The sequence below is a fragment of the Neptuniibacter sp. UBA6509 genome (genome assembly GCA_002435145.1).
Lineage (GTDB): Bacteria > Pseudomonadota > Gammaproteobacteria > Pseudomonadales > Balneatricaceae > Neptuniibacter.
Genome location: DJLT01000113.1, coordinates 1 through 19,742 on the forward strand (window position 1 = coordinate 1; position 19,742 = coordinate 19,742).

Here is a 19,742-nt window from a genome sequence, read left to right on the forward strand (position 1 = left end):
TAACTATGGGACAGCAGTGGCCTATTGGCTGCCTTCTTTTATGATATAGCACTGAGCTACAGAGTTAAGCCTCTCTAAACCAGCTAGTGCCTTCACGACTATCTTTAAGAATAATCCCTTGAGCGGCCAACTCATCACGGATACGGTCAGATTCAGCAAAGTCTTTCGCTTTTTTCGCCTCAGCTCGCTGAACGATCAACGCTTCTATCTGCTCACTATTAAGCTCACCCTCTTTATCCTCTCCCTTAAGAAAGGCATCAGGGTCCTGCTCAAACAAACCGATAGTTGCACCTAGGCGTTTTAACTGTGAAGCAAGCTTACCCGCCTCTTCTGTCCCTTCTCTTGAAGCTTTATTTAACTCGTTCACTAACTCAAAAAGAACAGATACTGCTTTAGGTGTATTGAAATCATCATCCATCGCTTCAATGAAGCGGGCATCAAAATCATTATCAGCCACACCCTCACTCAGCTCAACGCCTCTTAAAGCCTGATAAAAGCGCTCTAACATAACACGCGCTTCTTTAAGACTATCTTCGCTGTAATCAATGTAGGTACGATAATGCACGCGCGCCAAGAAGAAACGCACAACTTCTGCATTGTATTTTTCAAGCACATCGCGAATAGTAAAAAAGTTGCCTAGAGACTTAGACATCTTCTCTGAATTTACCCGAACAGGACCCGCATGCATCCATGTATTTACATAAGTACATCCATTAGCCGCTTCAGACTGGGCAATTTCATTTTCATGGTGCGGGAATGGCAAATCTGGACCCCCACCATGAATATCAAAAGTATTACCTAAGCAACATTTAGACATCGCTGAACATTCGATGTGCCAGCCTGGACGCCCATTGCCCCATGGAGATTCCCAACTAACCTCACCCTCTTTTGCGGATTTCCACAGCACAAAATCAAGAGGACTTTCTTTTGATGTTTCGACTTCTACACGTGCACCCGAGCGTAGCTCATCAACGTTTTTGTTTGTCAGCTTACCGTAACCTTCAAACTTCTCTACACGGTAATAAACATCACCGTTAGCTGCAGGGTATGCATAACCTTTTTCAATAAGCGTCGCGACAAGCTCGATAATATCATCGATATGAGCCGTTGCTCTTGGCTCTTGGTCAGGACGCAATACTGATAAGCGAGCTTCATCTTCATGCATCGCCTCGATCATGCGCTGAGTTAACTCACTTGGCTCTTCACCATTTTCAGCTGCGCGTTTGATAATCTTGTCATCAACATCCGTGATATTACGAACATATTCAACATCCCAACCCTGCGAGCGCAGATAACGGGTAATTACATCAAAAGCCACCATTACACGTGCATGACCGATATGACACAAGTCATAGACAGTAATACCACACACATACATTTTGACTTTACCCTCTTCTAAAGGGACATAAGGTGCTTTTTCTTTACTTAACGTATTGTATATCTGCAGCATGATTCGTAACTTACTATTTTAGATGGCTTAATTTTAGGAGCAGTATTGTAGATTAAATACACTCTATCCGCGAGGCGATCTTAACCAGCTCTCATTTATTATTCAGATATCCGTAACCGGCCCACACTCACATCCAACAAAGGACTCTTTTCACTCGTCAGAATTAGCTCGCTACCGCCTGATAAGGGATCCCACATTATGGCCTCCCACTGAGCATAGGGATTTAGTTTTAATCGTTTTGACCTTTCCCAGTCAGGTGTGCCATTTACAGGGATGATCCAAACAAAAGACTGCCCAAATATTACGTTTTTACCGTAACCTAACAGCGCAAGCTGCTTAGTTTTAGGGTCATAATCAGCAGCGGTGATAAGCCCATCAACATCATACTGCGCAGAAGGCTTAATCATCTGCCTAGGCTCCGAAGCATTTAGCCGATACAACTTAGTTTTCAAGTCAGCTCTATTTTTAGTAAATAACCACAATTCCCCATCCACAATAGTAACCGCCTCACAATCAAAGTTGTGATTTTTACCAACCTTAGTGTCTGCAAAATCTGAATAAGTGACCGTTAAAACCTCAGGCACGACAACGGATGACTGATTATATAGAGAGAGCCAACTGACCTTATAAATAGTTATAGTTGAACGAGTTGCACGATTATTGCCGCAATCAGCAATATATAAATACTCATGATCTTGCGCCAAAGACTCCCAATCAATATTTTTGGCACCCTCTAAAAGGATTCTCTTCTCAATTTCATAACCATCATTTATTGCATAAATGGCAGGCTCATCACCTCCATCATTGATAGTCCACATTAATCCTTCATAATATGCCAAACCAGACGTCTCACGAACCTGATCTGACAGCTGCGAGATCACTTCAATATCGCCCTGTTTTTTCTCGAATAATTGCTGTTCTTCAGTAGCTGCACATCCAGCTAAGAGGAATGCACAGCATGTAATAGCCCACTTAATATCCATTTAGTTACACCATTTTCAAAAAACGCTCAATAATACTACCTACAGACATATTTCGAATGATAATATCATTTAAAGTCATCGGGTCTTTATGTTTAACACATAAGAATCCCCCACTGATATAAAACAACAGGAAGTCGTAAGGAATGGAGAAGGACCCTCAGGAATTGATGGAATCAGGACTCGCTTTCAATAACAAAGCCACTTCAACAACTTCGTTATCTGAAAGCCAACAAGTACCTTTCCAACAGCTCACTGTTTTAGAAGCCCTACCCTACCCGGCTTGGATTAAAAATCGCCGCGCTGAATACCTGTACGCAAACAGTGCCTACGCTTCAGCTATTGGTGTACCCCTAAACTCCATAAAAGGAAGAACTGACCGACAGCTCTTCCCAAAATTTGTTCACGATCAGTTAATTGACTCAGACGCTTTAGTTTTCCATGAGAGATCAACAGTAGAACTTGATAACATCTACCTACACTCAACAGCTTCTGAAACGTACTGGATCAGCAAATCTCCGATAAAAGACAAGCTAGGCAAAGTCACCGGCATTGTCGGTATTATGAAACGCTCATCAAATAATTCTCCCTATGACTCACTTCAAGCAGAGCTAACCTCTAATACACTTAAACATAGCAATGAAGCGACAATCATTGCAGATTCCAATTTTACGATCACACTTGTTAATCCAGCTTTCATCCGTATAACCGGGTTTACAGAAAACGAAATCATTGGACAGCCAGCCTCAACAATAAATGCTAGCTGGCTTGCACCTGAGTTCATGGAAAGTATCAAACACCAACTCAGATATCACGGCTATTGGGAAGGGGAAACCTGGAACAGAAAAAAAGATGGCCAACTCTACAATGAAAAGGTCAAAATTTCGGTCATTCGCTCTGATGAAGGTGAAATTACACACTTTATTGGCCAATTCATCGATAATACTGAGCAGAAGCAAGCGCAAGAGAAACTAGAATTTCTTGCTTTCCACGATGCACTAACAGGCCTAGCTAATAGAGCACTATTCTTGGACCGTGTCAGCCAACAGCTTCAGCAGTCGAGCCGAAACGAAACACATTGCGCTATCATCTATCTAGATTTAAATGAATTCAAACCCCTTAACGATACCTATGGGCACCCGTTCGGTGACAAGGTTTTAGTTCACGCAGCGCAGACTATCCGTAACGCCGTGCGCAAAGCAGACACTGTATCAAGACAAGGCGGTGATGAATTTTCTGTTCTTTTGGAAGAAAGTGGCTCGGTAGAAAGTGTCTTACTTGTTGCACAAAAAATTATTACGTCTTTACGTGAGATGGTCGTCATTGACGATATAGAGGTCAGAATTGGAGCGAGTGCCGGGATATCTATCTACCCTGAACACGGTACAGATGCAGAAAAACTTATTAGTAATGCAGACAAAGCAATGTACGCCGCTAAATTCCTTGGTGGTAATGGGTATTATCTCTATAAATGATAGCGATTGATCAAGTAATCACCTTGCTACATTGATGGTATCTCTCTACTAACCCCACACGAATCCCAACACTTTAGATCAGCCTCTCTTATATAGCTCCAGCCTCATTAGCCTAAAGCACTCAAAAAAAGTACAAAAAACCATAGTTTTCAAGCTGAATTTTTTGAATAAAACAGTTTTTGTGCGTGAATATAAATCAGTCAGGCGATCAATATTTGGTCAATACTTAACTTACAAGGAGAAAACTTTAAACCTCACGGAGCCAGCTATGAGCGTAGAAAACAGTATCAGCACCTCGATGAATCATCTCGACAATGAATCTGTGAGCAGTACATCCACATTTAAAACCACCCCACACTTCCACGAAACTAAAAACAACTTAAACCAGTCACCCAATCGCGATGAAACAGAGGCAAGCTATAGAGTTGGAGATTTAAGCTCAAGTAGCTTTTCTAATTCTATCCAAAGCGCTCTATATCCACTGCTATACAGCGCTATACTAGAACAACTTAATTCTCAATTAGAATCCGAATTGACCTCACCTTTAGATTCACTCTACGAAGATGAAAACACGCAAAATCCCGACCTTTTTGTTGAATTGATGCTGATACAAATCAGCAACCTGTTTACACCTTTTGCCGATCAGCACCCTGAAAAGAACGAGTCAGCAACACTCGATCAGTTTTTAAATATCATCTCAGAAGGGATAAACAATGGGATCTCAGATACTAAAGAGATACTAGATAACAACTACTCCTTAGACAGTACTATCAATTCTCAAATAGAGCAGATTAATGACAAATTGTATGAAGGCCTCGAACAGTACTGCTATACCTTTGGGTATTGCGAAAATTCTATCCCTGAAGGAAATGAAGCACTCTATTCGGAAAACGATAGTGAGTACTTTTTGGATGAAGACCTTCTAGATAAACTGCGAATGTAGTCTCTGGCACCCAAGACACACCGACCAATCGCCTAAAAACTTTTTTTATTTATCAATAGAAACAAAAACGCCGCTATTAAAGCGGCGTGGAATCACAATTAAAAACTAGTGGAGCTCATCATATTTTTTACGAATAGCAACAAGCTTTGGCTGGATATCGAGTGGAGCATAGTTCATAGCCTGCTCAAAAAGATCTTTATTCTTTTCTGAAAGCCTTTCCTCTTCACTCATTGCCGATAATTTTTCCATAGCCTCTGTAAATTTAGGATGTACTTTTTCGGTGGCTGTCATAATGCGCCCTCCTATCGTGATTCTGCAGCGCAGATATTATGAGTTAATAAAAGAGATCCACTCTCAAATACAGTGTACCAATTCAGCAGCATTTTTCTATCTTATCCTCTTATGACTGAAAACTTAGCAATTAATTCAGCCTGTATAAAAAGCGCTAAGATCTTGGCTTAAGAGATTTTTGCTGTTTCCGTTTAGGTTTTGCCTTGCTTTTAACCGGACGCTTTACTGCTGGTTTTCCTGCAGCCGCAGTTCGTTGAGTTGAATTACGGCTTCCATTTTGGGTATTGCTTTTTGAACTACCTTTCGAAGATGCACTCTTTCCAACACGCGCACCTTGCGACTTAGAGTTTTTCGCATTTGTTCTTCGATCACCCGGTTTTCGTGTAGCTGACGCTTTTCTGCCTCTCTTATCGCCAGCCACCCCTTCATTCTCACCTTCAGGCGGAACTAAGCTATTCTCTCCGGTTCCAACAAGATATCCATACCCCAACTCAGGCAGCTTTTCCCTCAGCAAAGGCCAATGTACTGGATCATGATAACGCAAAAGCGCTTTCTGAATTTTACGCTGATCATCAGTTTTCGGGGTATATAGTTTCCCACTTTTATAAGTAACTTTCTTGAGCGGGTTTTTATCCGAATGGTACATCGCTGTCGCTAAGGACATAGGTGACGGATAAAATGTTTGAACTTGGTCTACCTTAAATTCATTTCGCTTCAACCATTGTGCAAGTTGCACCATATCTGAATCTTCACAGCCAGGATGTGCCGCTATAAAGTAAGGAATAAGATATTGTTTTTTCCCGGCTTCACGAGAAAAACGCTCAAACATCTTTTTAAACGCATCATATGTCCCCATACCAGGCTTCATCATCATCGACAAAGTGCCCTCTTCACTATGCTCCGGTGCTATTTTTAGATAGCCCCCTACGTGATAGGTCACCAGCTCACGAACATATTCAGGATCTTCTACTGCTAAGTCATACCTCAAGCCCGATGATATAGATACTGTATGCACCCCTTTCACTTTTCGAGCTTTGCGATAAAGCTGAGTCGTCGGGCTATGATCTGTATCCAGATTTTTACAAATGACAGGATAAACACATGATAGCTTACGACATGAGGACTGTATCTCAGGGTCGTTACAGTTAAGATGGTACATATTAGATGTAGGCCCACCTAAATCAGAAATAGCGCCAGTAAAGCCTGGCACTTTATCTCTGATCTCTTCAATTTCATTGATCACCGATTCATGGGAGCGGCTTTGAATAATACGCCCCTCATGCTCAGTGATAGAACAGAACGTACACCCTCCAAAACAACCTCGCATGATATTGATCGAGAATTTAATCATATCGAAAGCAGGTATTTTTTCCTGTCCATAACGCGGGTGAGGAATTCTTTGATAAGGTAAACCAAATACCTTATCCATCTCTGCAGTCGTTAAAGGGATCGGCGGCGGGTTAACCCACAGCTCTCGATTACCATGTTTTTGAACTAAAATTTTTGCGTTATGAGGATTTGATTCCTGATGCAGTACACGTGAAGTATGCGCATAAAGCGCTGGGTCCTTTGAAACCTTTTCAAATGAAGGCAAACGGATATAGGTTTCATCAGGCAAACGCTCCTTACCTTTTAACGGTGCAGGAACAATACGTAATGGCTGCATCTGATCGCCATCCACCGCACTATCTTTCTTATCGCAGCTTGCAGGATCTTTATATTCGTATGGATTAGGTAGCTCTTCAATATAGCCAGGCCAATCAATTCGGGTGGAATCAACCTCAATATAATCAGCCGGGATAGATGAACAAAGAACCGTTGTACCTTTAAGATCATTAATTTGCTCGATGGATTCCCCATTGGCCATTCTATGGGTCAAATCAACAATCGCGCGCTCTGCATTACCGTATAGCAAGATATCTGCTGTAGCATCCATCAAGACAGAACGGCGGACTTTATCGCTCCAATAATCATACTGAGCTATACGACGTAAACTTGCCTCAATACCACCCAACACAACCGGGGTCTCTCGATAAGCTTCTTTACAACGCTGACTGTATACAATAACGGCACGATCTGGACGTTTGCCACCCATACCACCAGCAGTATAAGCATCATCATGGCGCATACGCTTATCCGCAGTATAACGATTGATCAAGGAATCCATATTCCCTGCAGTAATGCCGAAATAAAGATTAGGCTGCCCCAGCTCTTTGAACGCATCAGCACTGGTCCAATCTGGCTGGCTAATAATCCCTACGCGAAATCCCTGAGCTTCTAGCAACCGACCCATGACAGCCATACCAAAGCTTGGATGATCAACGTAAGCATCACCTGAAATTATAATAACATCACAGCTATCCCACCCCAGCTGATCCATCTCTTTCTTGCTGGTCGGCAAAAAAGGAGCGGGGGCATAACACTCAGCCCAATATTTGGGGAAAGAAAACAGGTCGGGCGCAATGATTTGGGACATATAAAGGGCACTAATACACTAAGCTTCTAAGAAAACCATTTTCTCAGAAACTTAGGCAGACTCCCAGTGAAAACGACTCACAAAGGCAATTCTTTAATGCGTATTCCATGATATTAGAGCGTCTTGAGCACTAACCTTAGAAAACAAGAGCGGTTTGCTCTTATCCGAAACATATATAGCTAGATCGCCATCAATCAAAGTAAAGCGCTCCGCATTTTTAAGTAACATAAGATAACGCTCTTCATGATACTTAATGGAACTAGGGCAAATTTTTCGAGTAGTCACTACCTTATCTATTTCAAGAAAGACTGAAACAGAACGGTAAACACCTTGATAGCGATTGCAACCATCATGACCCAGGATACGATTATCACCCTTAAACACTAACGTCGTTTCAACAGACGAAGGAATACCCCTGCCGGACAAGTCTATCGCACGCCAATAAGTACCTTTTAAGCTAGATGAAATAGTTAACGGTTGAACTGGAACCAATTCAATTGGATTTTCTTCCCCGCGTTTTAAATCATGAGTGCCACTTAATACAGCAGCACCGTCAAGGCTCACCTTAACAATTACTTTCTCAGGGTTATATGATAGAGAAAAAGGTAATTTATAATGATAAGGAAAATGACCAACCCCCCAATATTCCGGGTAAATACCTTTTGATCAGAACCTACAAGAGAGACATCGACAGTGGCCGATTCAGGCAAACGGGACAACGGAGGGGCAGAAATAACTATCTCATCAGCATGATTGTCTTGCGATACAGACTGAACCTGACAAGCTGATAAAAAAACAGAGGTCATACAAAAGAGAGCTAACGCTTTAATATTCATATCTTCAATTCCCTTTGAAGTTTAACTTTCAGCCTTAAGCTTTTTCCTTAAGCTTTTCTCGCAAGCTAAGCCGCACTTAAATTAATAATAGGCCAAATAGAAAATATGTCTCTATTTGGCCCTAGCGCGCAGTTTAGATGTTATCTACATCAAACTCGGCAATTGGATTCGACTCAGCATCATAATCAATACTATCGATACCGAAACCAAATAGCTTCAAAAATTCATCTTTGTATAACTGATAATCCGTTAGATCGAATAGATTCTCAGTAGTTACTTGAGGCCAAATATCGCGACAAGCATCTTGCACTTCGCTCTTAAGCTCCCAATCATCCATACGGAATCGGTTGCTCTCATCAATTTGGGCTGAATCACCGTATAGGCCTGTAGCGAATAAACGCTGAATCTGTTCCATACAGCCTTCATGCAAGCCTTGCTCACGCATCACTTTAAAGCACATAGCAAGATATAACGGCATAACAGGAATAGCTGAGCTTGCTTGCGTCACGACTGATTTAAGCACGCCTATATTAGCCTGACCACCGGTCACTTTTAGCTGGCTGTCAATTGCCTGAGCGGCACGATCAAGATCCTGCTTAGCTTTACCTAATGCACCATCCCAGTAGATCGGCCAAGTAATATCAGAACCGATGTATGAATAAGCAACAGACTTACAACCATCCGCTAGGACACCCGCATCACTTAATGCGTTAATCCATAACTCCCAATCTTCACCACCCATAACGGTAACAGTTGCGTCAATCTCTTCCTGTGTTGCAGGCTCAACTTCCGCACTGATAATTACGTCTTTATTGGTATCTATAGCTGTAGACTGGTACGGCTCACCAATAGGTTTGAGGCATGAACGAACGACCTCACCTGAATCTGGCAGTTTGCGTACTGGAGATGCCAGAGAATAAACAACAAGGTCTACTTGCCCCATATCCTCTTTAATCAGATCAATCGTCTTCGCTTTTGCTTCATGAGAAAAAGCATCGCCATTTAAGCTTTTAGAATACAGACCAGCTGCTTTAGCTTCAGCATCAAATGCAGCTGAATTATACCAACCCGCAGTTCCGGTCTTACGCTCTGTTCCTGGCTTCTCAAAGAAAACACCAATCGTTGCAGCACCAGATCCAAATGCGGCTTCAATTCTTGACGACAAGCCGTAACCGCTGGATGCACCAATAACTAGAACACGTTTAGGGCCGTTATCAATCGCCCCTTTGCTTTGCGTATAAAGAATTTGCTCACGTACATTGGCTGCACAGCCCTGAGGATGTGTAGTAGTGCAAATAAAACCGCGAATTTTTGGTTTGATAATCATACTTAAACTGGTCTCAAATCCATTAAAAAAAGTTGCCACGTAAGATACAGGAATTAACCATAAATTTATAGGGCTCTAATTTCTCATAATAATACAGTTTCCTCACTGACTACGGTCACATCTACCCCATTTCTTACATTTAAATCTAACAAATTGTTAACAGCGCGATTACCATTAGCAATCAACCGGTAATATTCGTTATTATCCCCCTAATTATTGAATTTTAATGAAGGAACTACCTGATGGCTGATTTACACGGTTACTACTTAGAAGACTTAGAAGTCGGAATGAGCGATAGCTTCGCCAAAACAATTACTGATGCTGACGTTTGTCTTTTTGCGGGTATTTCTGGTGACACAAACCCAATTCATATCAATGATGACTATGCCAAAACAACTATGTTTGAAAAACGCATTGTTCACGGTATGTTTAGTGCAGCTTTAATTTCTACAGTGGCAGGCACAAAGTTACCTGGACCTGGCGCTATCTATATCGACCAACAAATTAAATTTAAAGCACCGGTATTTATTGGTGATACTGCAAAGGCACAAATCACCGTTGAAGAGATCGATACTCGCCGCAAACGAGTTAAATGCAAAACAGAAGTATTGGTTGCAGATAAGGTTGTAGCAACAGGTAGCGCAACGTTTATGGTTGATAAGCGCGAAGCATAGCTCAATGCGCTAAAACCCAAATACAAACTTAAGCACAAAGCCTGAGCACAAACCTATAAACAGCCGCTACCTCAATACGTCTTCACCGAAGAAAAGGCGGCTGTTAATATTCCCCCTATATAGATCCACACATTGATCAAAATCTACCTGCTTTCATATTGAAGCACCCTACTCCCTAAGCTTTAAATGACCGTAATCAACATTTAAGCTCGCAACCTATACTTTGGTCGATTGCTATGTTGCTAGCTATCAGTAGAATGTGCGCAAAAAAATAACAACAAGATATATGGATATGAAAAAGATTTTAATCAGTGCCTGCATGTTGGGCGATAATGTGCGCTACGATGGCGGCCACCATAAAATCAATCACCCCACTTTAGTGCGCTGGCAGAAAGAAGGACGATTAGTTCCGATCTGCCCTGAACTTGCTGGCGGAATGAGCATTCCCCGCCCCGCGGCTGAGACTCAGTGCAAATTCCCAATCTTAATTACAACTAAATCAGGGGATGATGTTACACCTGAGTTCCTTCAAGGTGCAGAGAGAACCCTTGATATAGCGAAGCGCGAAGGCGTATCCTGCGCTTTAATGAAAGCTAAAAGCCCTTCATGTGGAAACAATCGTATTTACGATGGTAATTTCACAAACACGCTGATAGAAGGTGCGGGCGTTGCCGCTGCTGAACTATTACGAAATGGCATTCCTGTCTTCAGTGAGAAACAGCTTCCAGAGCTGATCGCCTTTATCGAAGATGCCGAAAGAATCTCTGCATAGCGATTACATACTCTTAAAACCCAGAAGTTTTGACGCCTAACAACTCGTTAAAACTTCTTACGTAGCATCTTAAAATACCCTTCTAACTCCCCCAATATTTTAAATCATATCTTCAACTCCCTATGACTCTTGTCGTATGCTAAATGCCATAGGATGCATAACAAAGATGTGTGATACTCAACTTGCTGTTTAAACTACCAATTCAAAAGGAAAACCATGGAGCAAGAGATAAAAGATGAGCTGGAAACGATAACACGACTAACGAATATGGTTATCGACTTCTTTGTGAATTATAGCTTTCAGGTTATTGGCGCAATCATCATATTCCTGATTGGTTTGATCGTGGCGCGCTGGGCCTCGAAACTTGCCTTAAGGCTATGCGAAAAGAAAACAATCGACATTACACTTAGCCTTTTTATCGCAAGCTGTATAAAGCTATTAATAATCGCCATGGTTGCGATCATTTGCCTTGGCAAATTCGGCATCAGTGTCGCCCCTTTTGTCGCTGCTATAGGTGCAATATCCTTAAGCTTAGGCTTAGCGTTGCAGGGGGTTTTCTCAAACTACGGCGCAGGCTTCACGATCATAATTACACGCCCGTTTACGGTCGGAAATACTATAAATATCAACAATATATCCGGGGTAGTTAAAGAGATACGTCTAGCGCATACAGTTCTTGATACTGAAGATGGCGAGATGATAACCATACCGAACAAGCACATTGTCGGGGAAGTCATCATCAACTCTTTTGAATATAAAGTCGTTGAGGCATCAGTAGGCATCAGTAGGCATCAGCTATCAAAATAAGCCAGAAGATGCGATTGAGTTAATTAGAAATACACTCTCTAAATTTGAGACGATTCCAGACTCTCCCGCACCTCAAATAGGTATAGAAGAGTTTGCCGACTCATCCATCAACATTGCCTATAGATACTGGGTACCCACTGAGCGTTTCTTTGAACTTCAATACCAAGTTAATTTAGCGGTATTCAACCAATTACAAGAAGGCAAAATTGATATCCCATATCCCCAAAGGGAAGTCACTCTCACTCAAGCCAAATCATAATTTCGATTTTACTTGGCAGTTAACCGGCAGACACCTACAATGTTGCCGGTTTTATTAATAACTTTTTTAATTGAGTAATAATATGCGTACAAGCCAGTATCTCATTTCCACGGTTAAGGAAACTCCATCTGACGCAGAAGTCGTTAGCCACCAGCTGATGCTACGTGCAGGCATGGTTCGTAAAGTGGCATCCGGTTTATATAACTGGCTACCCTTAGGTTTGCGCACATTGCGCAAGGTTGAACGTATTGTGCGCGAAGAGATGGATAAAGCTGCCGCGATGGAAGTTTTGATGCCCGCTATTCAGCCGGCTGAACTATGGGAAGAATCAGGTCGCTGGGAACAATACGGCCCCGAACTGCTACGCGTAAAAGACCGCCACAATCGCGAATTCTGTGTCGGCCCTACTCATGAAGAGGTTATTACTGATCTGATACGCCGAGAAATTAAAAGCTATAAACAGCTTCCTGCTAATTTCTACCAGATACAAACTAAATTCCGTGATGAGATTCGTCCGCGCTTCGGCATTATGCGTTCACGTGAATTCATCATGAAAGATGCATATTCATTCCACGTAGGTACAGAATCGTTACAAGAAACCTATGATGTAATGCACCAAACCTACTGCAATATTTTCAATCGTTTAGGTTTAAATTTCCGTCCAGTTTTAGCAGATACAGGCTCCATTGGTGGTGCCCTATCTCACGAGTTCCATGTGTTAGCTGAATCAGGAGAGGACGATATCGCTTTCTCTAACGTAAGTGATTTCGCAGCCAACGTTGAGCTTGCTGAAGCGGTTTCACCTGAAGGTGAACTAGCCGCACCAACGGTTGAAATGACGACTGTTGATACACCGAATACTAAAACAATTGATGAGCTTGTTACTCAATTTGATCAACCAATTGAGAAAACAGTCAAAACACTTATCGCAGTTGCATCGGAAGAGTGTGAAGCTGATTTTGTTGCCCTACTTGTACGTGGCGACCATGAGCTAAACGAGATTAAAGCTGAGAAACTTGCAGCTGTCGCTGAGCCTTTCCAATTTGCAGACGAAGCTCAAATTCGCGAACTCATTGGTGCGGGACCTGGTTCATTAGGTCCAGTCGGTCTAGACATTCCTGTTTTTGTAGATCGTACGGTTGCAAAAACTTCTGACTTTAGCGCTGGTGCAAATACTGACGGCAAACACTTATTCGGTATTAACTGGAACCGTGACGTTGAGTTACCTGAAATTGCCGATCTACGTAACGTCGTTGAAGGTGACCCAAGCCCATGCGGTGAAGGTAACATCGAGATCAAACGCGGCATTGAGGTTGGACATATCTTCCAGCTTGGCCAGAAGTATTCTGAAGCGCTAGACGCTAAAGTACTCGACCAAAACGGTAAAGCTGTCGTTATGGATATGGGTTGTTACGGTATTGGTGTAACACGTGTTGTTGCATCGGCTATCGAGCAAAACAACGATGAGAGCGGTATTATCTGGCCTGAAGCTATTGCTCCATTCCATATTGCGCTTATTCCGCTTCAGTATGATAAATCTGAAGATGTTCGCAATCTAACTGACCAGATGTACACGGAGCTTCAACAAGCAGGCTATGACGTTATCATGGATGACCGTGATAAGAAGACAAGCCCTGGTGTTAAGTTTGCAGATATGGATCTAATGGGTATTCCTCACCGTGTTGTAATCTCTCCACGTGGCCTTGAAGCTGGAACGCTTGAATACAAAGGGCGTCGCGATGCAGAGAAGCAAGATGTTAAAGTAGATGACTTAATGTCCCTACTCGCTGAGCGCATTAATTTGTAATCACCTAGCCGAAGTATTAAGTATAAAAAAACGGGCCTATGCCCGTTTTTTTTGTATTCGCCATCTAACAAAGAACTTAGACGGCCTCTTTAATCATATCAGGGTACAGCCCTTCGAATTCCTCAACGCTCGAGCCTATTTGAGTTAAACGCCAAACCAATTCAAATTCTGTAATCTCACCCGCTTTAAATAAAGTATGCAGCTCTGCAAAACTATTACCTAAGAAAAGAGCGACAGATGTTGGTGACTTCAAATCACCCGGCTCTGCCATTTGAAACTCTAATATAGGTTGATACCAGTGATCAGGTAAATGCCACATTTCACACGCTTTTCGCGTCAACGCATGCGAATAATCATTTAGCAGATGACTAAAAACCTGAGGATGTGGATCCCCCTCACCAGCCTCATTCAACTCAACCAGCTTTTTGAAGATAATTAGCTTTCCTACATCATGAACCAAGCCAACAAAGTACGCTAAATCCGCATCTCCATCTGCTTTTTCAGCCACCTTTTTCGCATTAGACGCCACCTCGAGAGAGTGATCCCACAAAGCCTTGCCAAACATCTTAAAATGATAAGAATCAAGCTCAAATTGATCCGCCACCAATGAAGATTGAACAACATCTTTAAGGCGATTATGACCCAGTATACTCAATGCGTGCTCTAGATTTTCAATCTCAATATCTGAAGCGACAAACACGGGTGAGTTAACAACTAAAAGAATTTTTCCTGCAAGTGCAGGATCATTATGAATAGCGGAAACAATCTTACTGTGAGGGGTTTCAGGGTTAAGCAGATCACTCATCAGTGACAGTGAATTTTTGGACAACTTTGGTATGGATTTTTCTGTTAAGCCTACAAGCTCGGCGTCCAATGCAACTCTATACCTTTCCTCTTGCGCTTTTGACTCTTCAGTCTCAACCGCTCTAACCCCTAGCAAGTTACTAATAAATGCCAAACTCAGTTCACGCGCATTCTCTAAGGATTGGTGACCATATTCCTGAGGGCGACTACTTTCTGAATGAAGCCCAGTCACTTTGCTGCTGACCTTCTCGGAGAAACCGCTGGATTGACTCTTCCTGAAAAAAAAAGCTTTCAGTTTCGAAAACATCTGTTAAACCTCATGATTTAACCAACACTTAACGACTACTCTTCGATACGCCATGCGTAAGCTAATGTTTGTTGATGAGCTCTATCTCACTTCAAAGCCCATAGGTATATCAGCCGGATCTACTACTTTACTATCAACTTCAGCGACCGTTGCTAATTCAGGCCCCTGCCCTAACCACGCTTCTAACTGACGTACAGCTAACTCATCGCCAGAAGCTTTCAATTCAACACGCCCATCACTCAGATTTCTAACCCAACCATTAAGCCCCAACGCATCTGATTTTTCTTTAGTTGATTGTCTAAACCAGACACCTTGAACGCGCCCACTGACAAATACATGCAGACATATTGCCGCCATACTCCGCCCCATTGGTCTTTTTAATTATGTACACAAGCCCATAAATTTCCATAGATACTAAAAAGCATCCGTAAAATTAATCAGCCTTATGATCTATAGCAAACAAATCTTCTCCAGATTCACATGCTCTGACCGAACTTCCAGAAAAAAGCTCTTCCATATTGATAGAAAGCTTGCTCTTCTCAAGCTCATTAATAGTTGCCAAGCGCTCACCAAGCCCTCTTTCCCAACTGACAATTGATTCCACTTCATTAGGACTTGGAGTCGGCCAAGGTAGTAATCGATTCACATCAAACAGAGAGAGCGTCGACATATTGCAGCTTAAAAGGTATTCGCCTTGATCACTACGTTTGACCAAACCACCATCAATTAGCAACGTTAGATATGTATCCCAACGACCCTGATCAAGCGTTTCGACCTCTTGAAGTAAGCACTGATCTGTTAATGCCTTTCCTTCTATCTGTGCTTTCCACAATCTATACAGCACAGCGACAACGGTATAAAGGTGAGGTGTTTGGCCATTATTATTAGTTGAACGGTACACAGTAATACTACGTGTCAATTCCGCCCCCATAAGAATAATTACCCAACTAATAAATACCCATAGTAGGAATAAAGGTACAGCTGCAAACGCTCCATAAATAAGTTCATACGAAGGGAACTGCGTTACAAAAGCAGTAAACCCCCGTTTTGCACTTTCAAATAAAAGCGCCACAACAACGCCACCAATCAAAGCACTCCTAAATGAAACTCGGCAATTTGGAACAGCCACATAAATCAACGTAAATGCAGCGGCGGACATCAGCATCGGTAAAATACTTAACAAACGCCCCTTACCCACAACATCGGTTGCAGAGCTAATAAAGGGCAAAGAAGCTATATAGGAGGTTAGAACAAGGCCAACACCAATCAAAATCGGCCCCAAGCTTAAAATAGCCCAATATAATAAAAAGCTTGATAGACCTTTACGCGGCTCAGATACACGCCAAATCCGATTGAAGGCTCCTTCAATATTTTTCATCATCATTATTGATGTAACAGCCAAAAGAACGATACCCACCGCAGTTAGCTTTCGCGCTTGAGATGAAAAGTCATTTAAATAATCTTGAACAACCGCACCGGTTGCAGGGACGAAATTATCAAACACCCAACCTTGCAGCTCCTGTCCGACACCTTGAAATGAAGGAACAGCTGCAAGCATGGCATAAGATACTGTCATGAGCGGAACCACAGCAAACAGTGTGGTGTAAGTTAAAGCAGCTGCATTTAAAATTCCCTGATTGTTTAAAAACTGCTTAAACAGATACCTTAAAAAAAGGAGATAGGGATGCTGTAAAACAATATTCATAATCTTCCTCAACGCTCAGGCAAAATCGAAACCCATCGAAAAAAAGCGATCCTGCCATGAAATCTATTCGCTAGCCGTATACAATGCGGCACAGTAACCTAACAAGTTTATCTAATCATCTCTATTTAATAATCTATTAGTACGGTATAGCACAATGAGTGAAGTAATTATCTATCACAATCCACGCTGCTCCAAGTCTCGCCAAACATTAGCACTACTAGAAGAACAAGGCATTCAACCTGATGTTCGTAAATACCTTGATGATGCACCGTCTGCTGAAGAACTTAAACTTGTTCTGTCACAATTAGGTTTATCAGCACGCGAGCTTTTAAGAAAAAAAGAAGCTGAGTTTAAAGAAAACGGTCTAGATGATCTTTCTCTTTCAGATGATCAGATCATCAAGGTAATGACTGCTGTGCCTAAACTCATTGAACGCCCAATTGTAATCAAAGCCGATAAAGCACGCATCGGTCGCCCACCTGAATCCGTTTTGGAAATACTGTAGTCGTGCAACCTTATGTTTTAGTGCTCTATTACAGTCGCCATGGTGCTACTCGCACTATGGCGCAGTTTATTGCTCGCGGTATTGAGCAAGCCGGTGTAGAAGCGCGTTTACGAACAGTCCCTGGCATCTCAACTAACTGCGAGGCCACTGAGCCAGAGATTCCTGATGAAGGGGCGCTTTACTGCACTGAACAAGACCTTTCCAACTGTTCGGGTCTTGCATTAGGCAGCCCTACTCGTTTTGGCAACATGGCAGCTCCGTTAAAATACTTTATCGATGGTACGAGCGCTTTATGGCTTTCTGGTGCACTCATCAATAAACCCGCTGCTGTGTTTAGCTCAAGTTCAAGTTTACATGGTGGCCAAGAAACAACTCTGATTTCGATGATGCTACCTCTACTGCATCATGGGATGTTGATCTCAGGATTACCCTATAGCGAAAGCGCCCTATTGAAGACAACGACTGGTGGGACGCCATACGGCCCTACTCATGTTGCTGGCCAAGATAATCGAGCTGTTGATGAAAATGAGATCGCACTATGTGTCGCACAGGGAAAACGCCTCGGCGAAATAGCAGCAAAACTCATTAGCTAAATAATTCATTTAAATTACGAGAACACTCCATTGAAAGAATATATACCAGACGACCACAACTATGCACTTAAAGCTCGACTAGGAAGAATCATCTCAGTATCGAGCTATGTTGCATTGCTAGGTTGGTTCACCTTATGGCACCTTTTCCTGATCCCTATTCCGACAGGCAAACCATGGGTTATCTGGTTACTTCATATGCTGCCACTGCTTGCCTTCATCAAAGTTATCATCACTGGCAACCCTAGAGGGCACGCATGGTTATGCTTTGTCTTACTGCTTCCTTTCATTCAGTCAGTCCTAAATGCCTCAAACCCTAACACGTTCATCTATGGCTTGGTTTACGCACTCTTAGTCAGCACATTGTTTGCAAGCGCAATGATGTACGCACGCTGGCAGAGCCGTTACAACAAACAGCTGGCTCATTGGGCATCTGAAGATAAGAAAAGCAGTGAAAGTTCGGAAGGCTAAATAGCTAAATGAACCATTCTGAGAACTATATTGCGCAGCTGCGTCAACAATTTCCCATACTGAGTAAGCAGATTAACGGTCATCCGCTTACTTATCTAGACAATGCCGCAACTACGCAAAAGCCCTTGGCCGTTATTAACGCTCTACAGCAGTATTACAGTGGCATGAATGCCAATGTACATAGAGCCAGCCATACACTTAGCTCAGAAGCGACTCAAGCATTTGAGAGTGCGCGTCATACGGTTGCTCGCTATCTAAATGCAGCATCCACCAGAGAGATCATCTGGACACGTGGCGCTACAGAGTCCATCAACTTAGTGGCTCACAGCTGGGGACATAAGCTAAAGTCGGGTGATGAGATCATTCTCAGCACCCTAGAACATCATGCCAATATTGTACCCTGGCAACTCTTAGCCAAACGCACAGGGGCTATCATCAAAGTAATCCCTCTTTTAAATAATGGCGACCTTGATCTTACTACTTTTCGAAACCTTCTATGCGACAAAACGAAACTGGTTGCCATCTCCCACGCGTCTAATGCTTTAGGCACAATCAACCCTGTTAAAAAGATCATCGAAGCTAGCCACTCAGTTGGCGCATTAGTGCTTGTCGATGGCGCACAAGCACTGCCTCACTTTGAGGTGGACCTTAAATCGCTTGATGCGGATTTTTATGTATTCTCGGGACATAAAGTCTATGCACCGACAGGGATTGGTGTTCTTTATGCCAAAGAAGCACTCCTTGAAGAGATGATTCCTTGGCAAGCCGGTGGAGAGATGATCTCAACGGTTAGCTTTAATAACACTACGTTTAACGATATCCCATTTAAATTTGAAGCAGGCACGCCTAATATCAGTGGCGCTATTGGCCTAGCAACTGCCTTAACCTGGTTATCACAACAAGACCGTATTCAATTAGAACATCAAGAAACAACCCTATTGGAGTTGGCTATTGAAGGTTGTTCAACTATTAAAGGCTGGCAACGCATTGGCGCGCCTTCAGAAACGGTTAGCCTTCTCTCTTTTACTTTAGATGGTGTGCACCAACAAGATATCGGTTTGCTATTAGATCAACAAGGTATTGCCGTAAGAACGGGACATCACTGTGCTATGCCCCTCATGGAAACACTTAATCTTCCAGGCACTACCCGCGCATCTTTCGCTTTTTATAATACAGTCCAAGAGGTAACACGCTTCGTTGAGGCGTTAGATCAGTTACGAAGTACCGAAGATATCAACATATTTCAAAGCGCCTCATTTCAAA

The 19,742-nt window shown here is 42.5% G+C and carries 21 protein-coding genes; 11 read left to right on the forward strand and 10 right to left on the reverse strand.

Annotated elements, in window-relative coordinates; translation table 11 throughout:
- Positions 1-64: 64 nt before the first annotated feature.
- Together cysS and B4K11_RS13935 are read right to left on the reverse strand one after the other, a co-directional pair.
- Positions 65-1,450 (reverse strand): cysteine--tRNA ligase, encoded by a 1,386-nt coding sequence (cysS, locus tag B4K11_RS13930; protein ID WP_292955354.1) that lies wholly within the window; start codon positions 1,448-1,450, stop codon positions 65-67.
- 98 nt (positions 1,451-1,548) lie between these two features.
- Entirely contained in the window at positions 1,549-2,433 is an 885-nt protein-coding gene (locus B4K11_RS13935) for a hypothetical protein (RefSeq protein ID WP_292955357.1), read from the reverse strand.
- A gap of 143 nt (positions 2,434-2,576) precedes the next feature.
- Here B4K11_RS13935 and B4K11_RS13940 point away from each other — a divergent pair, with 143 nt between their 5' ends.
- Entirely contained in the window at positions 2,577-3,905 is a 1,329-nt protein-coding gene (locus tag B4K11_RS13940) for a sensor domain-containing protein (protein WP_292955360.1), read from the forward strand.
- A 268-nt stretch (positions 3,906-4,173) separates the two neighbouring features.
- Positions 4,174-4,848: a DUF5610 domain-containing protein gene (locus tag B4K11_RS13945; protein ID WP_292955363.1), complete on the forward strand. Its 675-nt coding sequence runs from the start codon at positions 4,174-4,176 to the stop codon at positions 4,846-4,848.
- A gap of 105 nt (positions 4,849-4,953) precedes the next feature.
- Here B4K11_RS13945 and B4K11_RS13950 read toward each other — a convergent pair whose 3' ends face one another.
- From B4K11_RS13950 to fabV, 5 genes are all read right to left on the reverse strand, one after another.
- On the reverse strand, positions 4,954-5,139 hold the full coding sequence (locus tag B4K11_RS13950; protein ID WP_292955366.1) for a hypothetical protein: 186 nt from the start codon (positions 5,137-5,139) through the stop codon (positions 4,954-4,956).
- A 154-nt stretch (positions 5,140-5,293) separates the two neighbouring features.
- Positions 5,294-7,615, reverse strand: coding sequence for a YgiQ family radical SAM protein (locus tag B4K11_RS13955; protein ID WP_292955369.1), 2,322 nt, complete (start codon positions 7,613-7,615; stop codon positions 5,294-5,296).
- Positions 7,616-7,708: 93 nt separating this feature from the next.
- Entirely contained in the window at positions 7,709-8,179 is a 471-nt protein-coding gene (locus B4K11_RS13960; RefSeq protein ID WP_292955372.1) for an META domain-containing protein, read from the reverse strand.
- A gap of 8 nt (positions 8,180-8,187) precedes the next feature.
- Positions 8,188-8,451 (reverse strand): hypothetical protein, encoded by a 264-nt coding sequence (locus B4K11_RS13965; RefSeq protein ID WP_292955375.1) that lies wholly within the window; start codon positions 8,449-8,451, stop codon positions 8,188-8,190.
- A gap of 133 nt (positions 8,452-8,584) precedes the next feature.
- The gene (gene fabV, locus B4K11_RS13970) at positions 8,585-9,778 is read right to left on the reverse strand and encodes an enoyl-ACP reductase FabV (RefSeq protein WP_292955378.1); all 1,194 of its coding nucleotides are present in this window, start codon (positions 9,776-9,778) and stop codon (positions 8,585-8,587) included.
- A gap of 242 nt (positions 9,779-10,020) precedes the next feature.
- On the opposite strand from fabV, the gene B4K11_RS13975 reads away from it, so the two are divergent.
- From B4K11_RS13975 to B4K11_RS13995, 5 genes are all read left to right on the forward strand, one after another.
- Complete coding sequence (locus tag B4K11_RS13975) at positions 10,021-10,452, forward strand: MaoC family dehydratase (protein ID WP_292955381.1); 432 nt, start codon at positions 10,021-10,023, stop codon at positions 10,450-10,452.
- A gap of 292 nt (positions 10,453-10,744) precedes the next feature.
- Entirely contained in the window at positions 10,745-11,224 is a 480-nt protein-coding gene (locus B4K11_RS13980) for a DUF523 domain-containing protein (RefSeq protein WP_292955384.1), read from the forward strand.
- A gap of 216 nt (positions 11,225-11,440) precedes the next feature.
- On the forward strand, positions 11,441-12,031 hold the full coding sequence (locus B4K11_RS13985; RefSeq protein ID WP_292955387.1) for a mechanosensitive ion channel family protein: 591 nt from the start codon (positions 11,441-11,443) through the stop codon (positions 12,029-12,031).
- Between the two features lie 22 nt (positions 12,032-12,053).
- On the forward strand, positions 12,054-12,290 hold the full coding sequence (locus B4K11_RS13990; protein ID WP_292955447.1) for a mechanosensitive ion channel family protein: 237 nt from the start codon (positions 12,054-12,056) through the stop codon (positions 12,288-12,290).
- An 82-nt stretch (positions 12,291-12,372) separates the two neighbouring features.
- Positions 12,373-14,097 (forward strand): proline--tRNA ligase, encoded by a 1,725-nt coding sequence (locus tag B4K11_RS13995; RefSeq protein ID WP_292955390.1) that lies wholly within the window; start codon positions 12,373-12,375, stop codon positions 14,095-14,097.
- 76 nt (positions 14,098-14,173) lie between these two features.
- On the opposite strand, the gene B4K11_RS14000 is transcribed toward B4K11_RS13995, so the two are convergent.
- The 3 genes from B4K11_RS14000 to B4K11_RS14010 all read right to left on the reverse strand — a co-directional run bounded on the left by B4K11_RS14000 (position 14,174) and on the right by B4K11_RS14010 (position 16,913).
- A complete protein-coding gene (locus B4K11_RS14000; RefSeq protein WP_292955393.1) occupies positions 14,174-15,208 on the reverse strand; it encodes an HDOD domain-containing protein in 1,035 nt (344 codons plus the stop codon).
- Between the two features lie 81 nt (positions 15,209-15,289).
- Entirely contained in the window at positions 15,290-15,565 is a 276-nt protein-coding gene (locus tag B4K11_RS14005; protein WP_292955396.1) for an acylphosphatase, read from the reverse strand.
- 76 nt (positions 15,566-15,641) lie between these two features.
- On the reverse strand, positions 15,642-16,913 hold the full coding sequence (locus tag B4K11_RS14010) for a YihY family inner membrane protein (protein ID WP_292955399.1): 1,272 nt from the start codon (positions 16,911-16,913) through the stop codon (positions 15,642-15,644).
- Positions 16,914-17,067: 154 nt separating this feature from the next.
- Between B4K11_RS14010 and arsC the strand changes: the two genes are divergently transcribed.
- The 4 genes from arsC to B4K11_RS14030 form a co-directional block, all read left to right on the forward strand.
- Positions 17,068-17,418 (forward strand): arsenate reductase (glutaredoxin), encoded by a 351-nt coding sequence (gene arsC, locus B4K11_RS14015; protein ID WP_292955402.1) that lies wholly within the window; start codon positions 17,068-17,070, stop codon positions 17,416-17,418.
- Between the two features lie 2 nt (positions 17,419-17,420).
- Positions 17,421-18,011 carry an NAD(P)H:quinone oxidoreductase gene (gene wrbA, locus B4K11_RS14020; protein ID WP_292955405.1) on the forward strand — a complete coding sequence of 197 codons (591 nt, stop codon included), beginning with the start codon at positions 17,421-17,423 and terminating at the stop codon, positions 18,009-18,011.
- Positions 18,012-18,041: 30 nt separating this feature from the next.
- Positions 18,042-18,479, forward strand: coding sequence for a DUF2069 domain-containing protein (locus tag B4K11_RS14025; protein ID WP_292955408.1), 438 nt, complete (start codon positions 18,042-18,044; stop codon positions 18,477-18,479).
- 8 nt (positions 18,480-18,487) lie between these two features.
- The coding region (locus B4K11_RS14030) for an aminotransferase class V-fold PLP-dependent enzyme (protein ID WP_292959441.1) at positions 18,488-19,742 on the forward strand (1,255 nt) is incomplete at its 3' end.

What these genes read in the sequence shown, in the direction of transcription:
- cysS (WP_292955354.1), bottom strand. Translation starts at nt 1,450, where the DNA reads ATGCTGCAGATATACAATACGTTAAGTAAAGAAAAAGCACCTTATGTC.
- B4K11_RS13935 (WP_292955357.1), bottom strand. Translation starts at nt 2,433, where the DNA reads ATGGATATTAAGTGGGCTATTACATGCTGTGCATTCCTCTTAGCTGGA.
- B4K11_RS13940 (WP_292955360.1), top strand. Translation starts at nt 2,577, where the DNA reads ATGGAGAAGGACCCTCAGGAATTGATGGAATCAGGACTCGCTTTCAAT.
- B4K11_RS13945 (WP_292955363.1), top strand. Translation starts at nt 4,174, where the DNA reads ATGAGCGTAGAAAACAGTATCAGCACCTCGATGAATCATCTCGACAAT.
- B4K11_RS13950 (WP_292955366.1), bottom strand. Translation starts at nt 5,139, where the DNA reads ATGACAGCCACCGAAAAAGTACATCCTAAATTTACAGAGGCTATGGAA.
- B4K11_RS13955 (WP_292955369.1), bottom strand. Translation starts at nt 7,615, where the DNA reads ATGTCCCAAATCATTGCGCCCGACCTGTTTTCTTTCCCCAAATATTGG.
- B4K11_RS13965 (WP_292955375.1), bottom strand. Translation starts at nt 8,451, where the DNA reads ATGAATATTAAAGCGTTAGCTCTCTTTTGTATGACCTCTGTTTTTTTA.
- fabV (WP_292955378.1), bottom strand. Translation starts at nt 9,778, where the DNA reads ATGATTATCAAACCAAAAATTCGCGGTTTTATTTGCACTACTACACAT.
- B4K11_RS13975 (WP_292955381.1), top strand. Translation starts at nt 10,021, where the DNA reads ATGGCTGATTTACACGGTTACTACTTAGAAGACTTAGAAGTCGGAATG.
- B4K11_RS13980 (WP_292955384.1), top strand. Translation starts at nt 10,745, where the DNA reads ATGAAAAAGATTTTAATCAGTGCCTGCATGTTGGGCGATAATGTGCGC.
- B4K11_RS13985 (WP_292955387.1), top strand. Translation starts at nt 11,441, where the DNA reads ATGGAGCAAGAGATAAAAGATGAGCTGGAAACGATAACACGACTAACG.
- B4K11_RS13995 (WP_292955390.1), top strand. Translation starts at nt 12,373, where the DNA reads ATGCGTACAAGCCAGTATCTCATTTCCACGGTTAAGGAAACTCCATCT.
- B4K11_RS14000 (WP_292955393.1), bottom strand. Translation starts at nt 15,208, where the DNA reads ATGTTTTCGAAACTGAAAGCTTTTTTTTTCAGGAAGAGTCAATCCAGC.
- B4K11_RS14005 (WP_292955396.1), bottom strand. Translation starts at nt 15,565, where the DNA reads ATGGCGGCAATATGTCTGCATGTATTTGTCAGTGGGCGCGTTCAAGGT.
- B4K11_RS14010 (WP_292955399.1), bottom strand. Translation starts at nt 16,913, where the DNA reads ATGAATATTGTTTTACAGCATCCCTATCTCCTTTTTTTAAGGTATCTG.
- arsC (WP_292955402.1), top strand. Translation starts at nt 17,068, where the DNA reads ATGAGTGAAGTAATTATCTATCACAATCCACGCTGCTCCAAGTCTCGC.